We start from the raw sequence: 5,543 nt of genomic DNA, 5'->3' as shown, positions 1-5,543 counted from the left end.
TGGGGGGGTGGTGGGGGGGGGCGGAAGACCACTGCCCCGCCCCCCGGGGGCGCGCCGCGCCCGGGCGCGACCCCCACGTCGTCGCCCCGGGGCCCGCCCGCCGACCAGGCTCCGGGGTCCGGCGCGGGCAGCTCCGGGACGGTCGTGACGAGGTCGTCCTCGAGCACGTAGAGCTCGAGCCCGGGAGGGGCGATCGCGAGCGCCGCGCTGCGGATCCGGTCGCCGTGGCCGGCGACGACGCGCAGCGTCACTCCCCCGGGTCGCGGCTGGTCGTCGACGACGGTCAGGACCCCGGCCATCTGGCGCACCTGGCGGTCGAATTGGAAGCGTTCGCGGTCCACGGGGTTCCTCTCTGTCCCGGAACGGTAGGCGAGGGCGGACCCGTCCGCGCGAACGCCCGGTGTTCGTCCTCGGTGTCGATCGCGTCTAGGGTTTCCGGCGATGCCCCGGCGACGGTCGTCCATCGTTCTCGTGATGCTGCTCCTGACGTCCCTGACGGGGTGCGGGTCCGCCGACGACGGGAGCCGCGGAGACACCGCGACGCGTTCCGTGCCGGCGCCCGCGACGCCCCCTGCGCCGGCTCCCACGCCGGGACGCATCGACGAGCGCTACGCGCGCGGACTGGCCGCGGCCTTCGCGAGGTGGAAGCGCGACGTCCCACCGGCGTCGCGGGCGGCGAACACGGCGCGGTCCGTCGCGGAGGCCCGGAAGGGCTATCGCATGATCGCCGCGACGTTCACCCACCACGCGCGGGACCTGCTCCACCTGGTCCCGCCGGCGGCCCTCCGCGCCCTGCACCGCGAGGCCATCCGGGCCGGCGAGGCCGCTGCTCGCGTGCACCGTCGGCTGGCCGACGAGATGCACGGCTCGCGTACGAGGATGCGGCGGATCGGTGACCGCTACTTCCAGCCGCTCACCGACGCGGGCGAGGCCTGGGTGCGGACCGTCGAGGCGCTGACCGCCGCGGCCGTGCGGTAGCACCGGGAGCTCGCGGCGACCGGCCGACCCGCCATAGTCGCCTGATCCGAGCAGTCGATCCCGTCCCGGGGAGCCCGATGACCGAGCGCGACCACACCGACACCGTCCTCTGGGCCGGGCCTCCTGCTCGGGGTGGTCGTCGTCCTGCTCGTCCCGGCGTGGGGAGAGGTCGACCACGGATGCCGGGTCTCGCCGCCGCCGCTGAGCGGCCCGCCCGACCCGGGGACGCCCCGCGCCGGCTACTGCGACGCGCTCGACGGCGCCTGGCGCTGGATCGTCCTCGTCGTCCTGCCCACGGCGCTCGTGGCCGCGACGACGGTGGCCTTCCGCCGGCGGCTGCCCGTCGTCCCGCTGGCGATCGCCGCGCTCGTCTGCGGGGGGGCGATCGCCAACTGGGTCGCCTTCGACGACCTCGACTGGGCCCTGACCGTCTAGATGGTTGATTCCACGGAGATCGTGGAATCACGAAGGGGCGGACGCCGATGACCGGGGCGCGAGCGGTGTGGGTCAGCGGACGGCGGTGGAACCAGGATCGGCACGGGCGACCGCTGGCCGAGCGGCCCGGCCCGACCCGGAGCCGCGCCACCGCGTCGCCCCTCCGTCGGGCCGCGACGTGGACGATCCGTCCGGCGGGCTGGCAGCTGCTGGCCTGGGTCGTGGCCCTCGCCGCGCTGGTCCTCTTCCTGGCGGCGGTCGACGTGTCGCACGCCTGCAACCACCCGCCGCCGCCCATCACGCACCCCGAACCCGGGACGCCGCGCCAGAGCTACTGCTCCACGGTGCAGGGCGTCGGGGTCGGCTGGCTGTGCTTCGCCGCGCCGCTGCTCGTCCTCGGCGTCGGCATCGTCGCGCTGCGCCGGGCGGCCGTCCCAAGCGTCGTGCTCGCCGTCGCGATCTCCGCCTCCGCCGTGGTCAACGCCACGATCGTCTCCGACCTCCGCGCGATCCAGATCGTTCCGGGGATCAACGCCTAGGATCGCGCTCGTTCGTGCACCGCTCGCCGACCGGGCACGCCGCGCGTATCGTGCGCCGGCGAGGACCGATGAATCCCCGTCGGCCGAGGAGTCGTTGCTGCCATGACCGATACCACCTGTCACATGTCCATCTCGCTGGACGGCTTCGTCGCCGGCCCCGACCAGAGCGGCGATCACCCGCTCGGCGTGGGCGGCGGGGACGTCCACACGTGGCACCTGGGCGAGATCACCGACCCGGCGGACATCACGGCGCGCGACTGGCTGATGCGGCCCCGCGGTGCGTACGTCATGGGCCGCAACATGTTCGGCCCGATCCGCGGCCCCTGGGACGAGGACTGGACCGGCTGGTGGGGCGACGAGCCGCCGTACCACGCGCCGGTCTTCGTCCTCACCCACCACGCGCGCGACCCGATCGAGCTGGAGGGCGGCACGACGTTCCACTTCGTCACCGAGGGCTTCGACGCCGCCTTCGCGCAGGCCACCGCCGCCGCCGGAGATCGTGGCGTCGACATCGCCGGCGGCGCCTCGACCGTGCGGCAGGCGCTGGCCGCCGGTGTCGTCGACGAACTGACCATCGACATCGCCCCGGTGCTGCTCGGCGCCGGCGAGCGCCTGTTCCACGACGTCGGCGACCTGCGCCTGGCCCCCGTCGAGACGCTGCACTCGCCGTTGGCCACCCACATCCGCTACCGCGTCGAGCACTGAGCCCGACGGGTCGGCGTCACCGACCGCGGCGCCACGCCCGGTGACCGACCGAGTTGGTCACAGAACGCGGCGTCGTGCATGGTCCAGGTGCATGCCTCCGACCTGGACCAGCCGCAGCGACGGTGCCCTGCTTCGTGCCTCGGCGACCGAGCAGGACGCGTTCGCAGAGCTCTACCGCCGCTCCGAGCCACTCGTCGTCGCGTTCCTCGCCCGGCGATCCAAGGACCCGGAGCTCGTCGCGGACCGCCGACTCGGACGAGCACACCGGGAACAGCGTCGGCACCGACCCGTAGCCGTACGCCAGGGACCACCCGACCGGCCGACGACGACGTGCGAGAGCTCCACGCCGGACGGACCGACCGAGACCGGCGCGGTCCACGGCGGGGCCGCCGCCGCGACCGCGGGGAAGACGGCGGCCAGCGGGACGACGCAGCCGGCGAGGGTCCGGCGCGCACGCGATGACGAAGCATGGGGATTCTTGGGACGGGGACACCGGAGCAAACACGGACCGACGGCGAACGATGCGGGCGACGGGGCGGGCGCGGACGGGGGCACCCTTCGGGTCGCCGTTGGTACCGTCGACGTCCCGCCGATCCCGGCCCCGGAAGGACCAGCATGAGCACGCCCGAGACCCCCACGCACCAGGTCCTGATCCTGCTCACCGGCGCCGAGCAGTGGACCCTCGTCGACGGCTCCAAGCACCCCACCGGCTTCTGGGCCGACGAGCTCGTCGCCCCGCACCGCGTCTTCCGCGACGCCGGGTGGGAGATCACGCTCGCCACGCCCGGCGGCGTGACGCCCCCGCTCGACGAGAGCAGCCTGGAGCCGGGCAACGCCGGGGGCGAGGAGCCCGCCGCCGCGCAGCGCGCCTACCTCGACGGGATCCAGGGCGAGCTGCAGGCCGCCGTCGCGATCGAGGACGTCGACGTCTTGCCGTTCGACGTCGTCTTCGTCCCGGGCGGCCACGGCCCGATGGAGGACCTCGCCGTCCACGCGCCGACCGGCCGGCTGCTGACGCGGGCGCTGGACGACGACATGAAGCTCGTCGCCGCCGTCTGCCACGGGCCCGCCGCGCTCCTGGCCGCGCAGCGCGCCGACGGCTCGTGGCCCTTCGCCGGCCGGACGCTCACCGCGTTCACGAACGAGGAGGAGCACCAGGCCGGCCTCGGCGAGATCGCGACCTGGCTGCTCGAGGACCGCCTCCGCGACGGCGGCGCGGCGTTCGAGTACGGCGAGCCGTGGGCGCCGTTCCTCGTCGAGGACAAGAACCTCCACACGGGCCAGAACCCCGCGTCGGCCGGCCCGCTCGCCGAGCGCCTGGTCGAGATCGTCGTCGCCCGCGACGAGGCGCTCGCCGCGCTCGCGGACGAGGCCGCGAAGGACGCGGCCGCGGAGTCGTAGGTCACCCCGGTTCTGGCCCGACACGCGCGCGATGGTCGACGACGTGATCGGCTTCGCCGGCAGCAACCACGGCACGACGCTCCTGAACGCCCTGCCCACCTGCTCGCTCGTCGGCTGCCCGATCGCCAGCCTGCAGCAGGCGTCGACGTCGCGGTTCATCGCGGCGCTCAACAGCCGGCAGGAGACGTTCGCCGGCATCTCGTACACGAACATCCGCTCGAACCTCGACGAGGTCGTCCTCCCGAGCGCCGTCGCGGACGCCCGGACCGCCTCGTCGTCGCTGACCACCGGCGACGGGCGGATCACGAACGTCGCGGTCCAGGACGTCTGCCCGGGCGACCTCAGCGAGCACCTGCTCGTCGGCACGACGTCGAACACCGCCTACGCGCTGGCGATGGACGCGCTGACCCACGACGGCCCGGCCGACCCCTCGCGGATCACGCCCGCCACCTGCGCCGCGCCGCTGATGCCGGGGATCGACGTCACGAACCTGCAGGCGAACCTCAACGTCCTGGCCGCGCTGCCGGGCCTCGTCAGCGTCGTCGGCGTGAACCTCGCCGGCGTGCCGGTGGCGAAGGAGGAGCCGGCGCTGAAGCCCTACGTCTTCGCGCGGGCCACGACGCCGGCGGTGCCCGCGCCGGTCGCCGCCGCGATGCGCCCCCGCCTGCGGATCACCCCCGGTCGGATCCGCGCCCGCCGGACGACGACGCTGCGGATCCGGGTGACGACCGCCGCCGGGACGGCGTTGGCGAAGCAGCGGGTCCGCGTGCTCGGCCGCAGCGTCCGCACGAACGCGAAGGGTCGCGCGACGCTGCGCGTGCGGCCGGCGAAGGCCGGCCTCGTCACCGCCCGGGCGACCGGCAACGGCCTGCCCGCGGCGACGAAGCGCATCCGGGTCCTACGCGCCCGCTGATCCGACCGGCCGCCGACGCGTCAGCCCGCGGCGGGGGGCGCGCCGAGCGCCCAGCGCCGGTCCGCCGGATCGGCGTCGCCGGTGGCGGCGTCCGACTCGGCCACCAGGTCGCCGACGAGGCCGGTCGCCTCGCGGACGACCTCGAGGATCGCGGCGACCTCCGGTGGCGGCGCCCCGTCCGTGCCGGGCGGGGCGCCGCGGACGAAGCGGACGACGTGCTCGTGCAACCTGTCGGCCGCCTCCAGCGCCCCCGGGACGGAGAACGGCCCGTCGGCGTCCGGCTGGATCGCCTGGCGCCGGAGCGCGCGCACCAGCACCATCAGCGACAGCGCCATCGCGTGCAGCTCCTCGGACGAGAGCGGCGGATCCTCCGGTGCCGGGGACCGGGTGCTCATGACGCGGGCGCCCCCGCCCCGGCCGCCGGGTCCGCGGGCGGCGCGACGGGCGGATGTGCCCCCTCGGCCCCGAGCTGGTCGTCGCGCTCCGTCACCATCTCGGGCTCCAGGCTACCGGGACCCGCGTCGGGCGTGGGTGGGGTCCCCGCCGGCGGGCCGCCCCCCGGACCGCGCGGC

General features: G+C 75.4%; 7 protein-coding genes and 1 pseudogene. 6 read left to right on the top strand and 2 right to left on the bottom strand.

Going from position 1 to position 5,543, the window contains the following annotated elements; genetic code table 11:
- Window positions 1–341: pseudogene (locus AB0L40_RS26035) on the bottom strand (hypothetical protein); the annotation flags it as partial.
- 379 nt (window positions 342–720) lie between these two features.
- Between AB0L40_RS26035 and AB0L40_RS26030 the strand changes: the two are divergent.
- From AB0L40_RS26030 to AB0L40_RS26005, 6 genes are all read left to right on the top strand, one after another.
- On the top strand, window positions 721–978 hold the full coding sequence (locus tag AB0L40_RS26030) for a hypothetical protein (RefSeq protein ID WP_364361426.1): 258 nt from the start codon (window positions 721–723) through the stop codon (window positions 976–978).
- A gap of 132 nt (window positions 979–1,110) precedes the next feature.
- A complete protein-coding gene (locus AB0L40_RS26025; RefSeq protein ID WP_364361424.1) occupies window positions 1,111–1,413 on the top strand; it encodes a hypothetical protein in 303 nt (100 codons plus the stop codon).
- A gap of 47 nt (window positions 1,414–1,460) precedes the next feature.
- Window positions 1,461–1,952 (top strand): hypothetical protein, encoded by a 492-nt coding sequence (locus tag AB0L40_RS26020; RefSeq protein ID WP_364361422.1) that lies wholly within the window; start codon window positions 1,461–1,463, stop codon window positions 1,950–1,952.
- Window positions 1,953–2,054: 102 nt separating this feature from the next.
- The gene (locus tag AB0L40_RS26015) at window positions 2,055–2,657 is read left to right on the top strand and encodes a dihydrofolate reductase family protein (RefSeq protein ID WP_364361420.1); all 603 of its coding nucleotides are present in this window, start codon (window positions 2,055–2,057) and stop codon (window positions 2,655–2,657) included.
- A gap of 615 nt (window positions 2,658–3,272) precedes the next feature.
- Complete coding sequence (locus tag AB0L40_RS26010) at window positions 3,273–4,058, top strand: type 1 glutamine amidotransferase domain-containing protein (RefSeq protein WP_364361418.1); 786 nt, start codon at window positions 3,273–3,275, stop codon at window positions 4,056–4,058.
- Window positions 4,059–4,089: 31 nt separating this feature from the next.
- A complete protein-coding gene (locus tag AB0L40_RS26005; RefSeq protein WP_364361416.1) occupies window positions 4,090–4,971 on the top strand; it encodes a hypothetical protein in 882 nt (293 codons plus the stop codon).
- 20 nt (window positions 4,972–4,991) lie between these two features.
- Here the strand turns inward: AB0L40_RS26005 and AB0L40_RS26000 are convergent, their stop codons facing one another.
- Window positions 4,992–5,366 (bottom strand): hypothetical protein, encoded by a 375-nt coding sequence (locus AB0L40_RS26000; RefSeq protein WP_364361414.1) that lies wholly within the window; start codon window positions 5,364–5,366, stop codon window positions 4,992–4,994.
- Window positions 5,367–5,543 lie beyond the last annotated feature (177 nt).

Source organism: Patulibacter sp. NPDC049589, from assembly GCF_040675535.1.
GTDB lineage: Bacteria > Actinomycetota > Thermoleophilia > Solirubrobacterales > Solirubrobacteraceae > Patulibacter.
The sequence above is the reverse complement of the archived record's forward strand: the minus strand, read 5'-3'. Positions and strand labels throughout refer to the sequence as shown.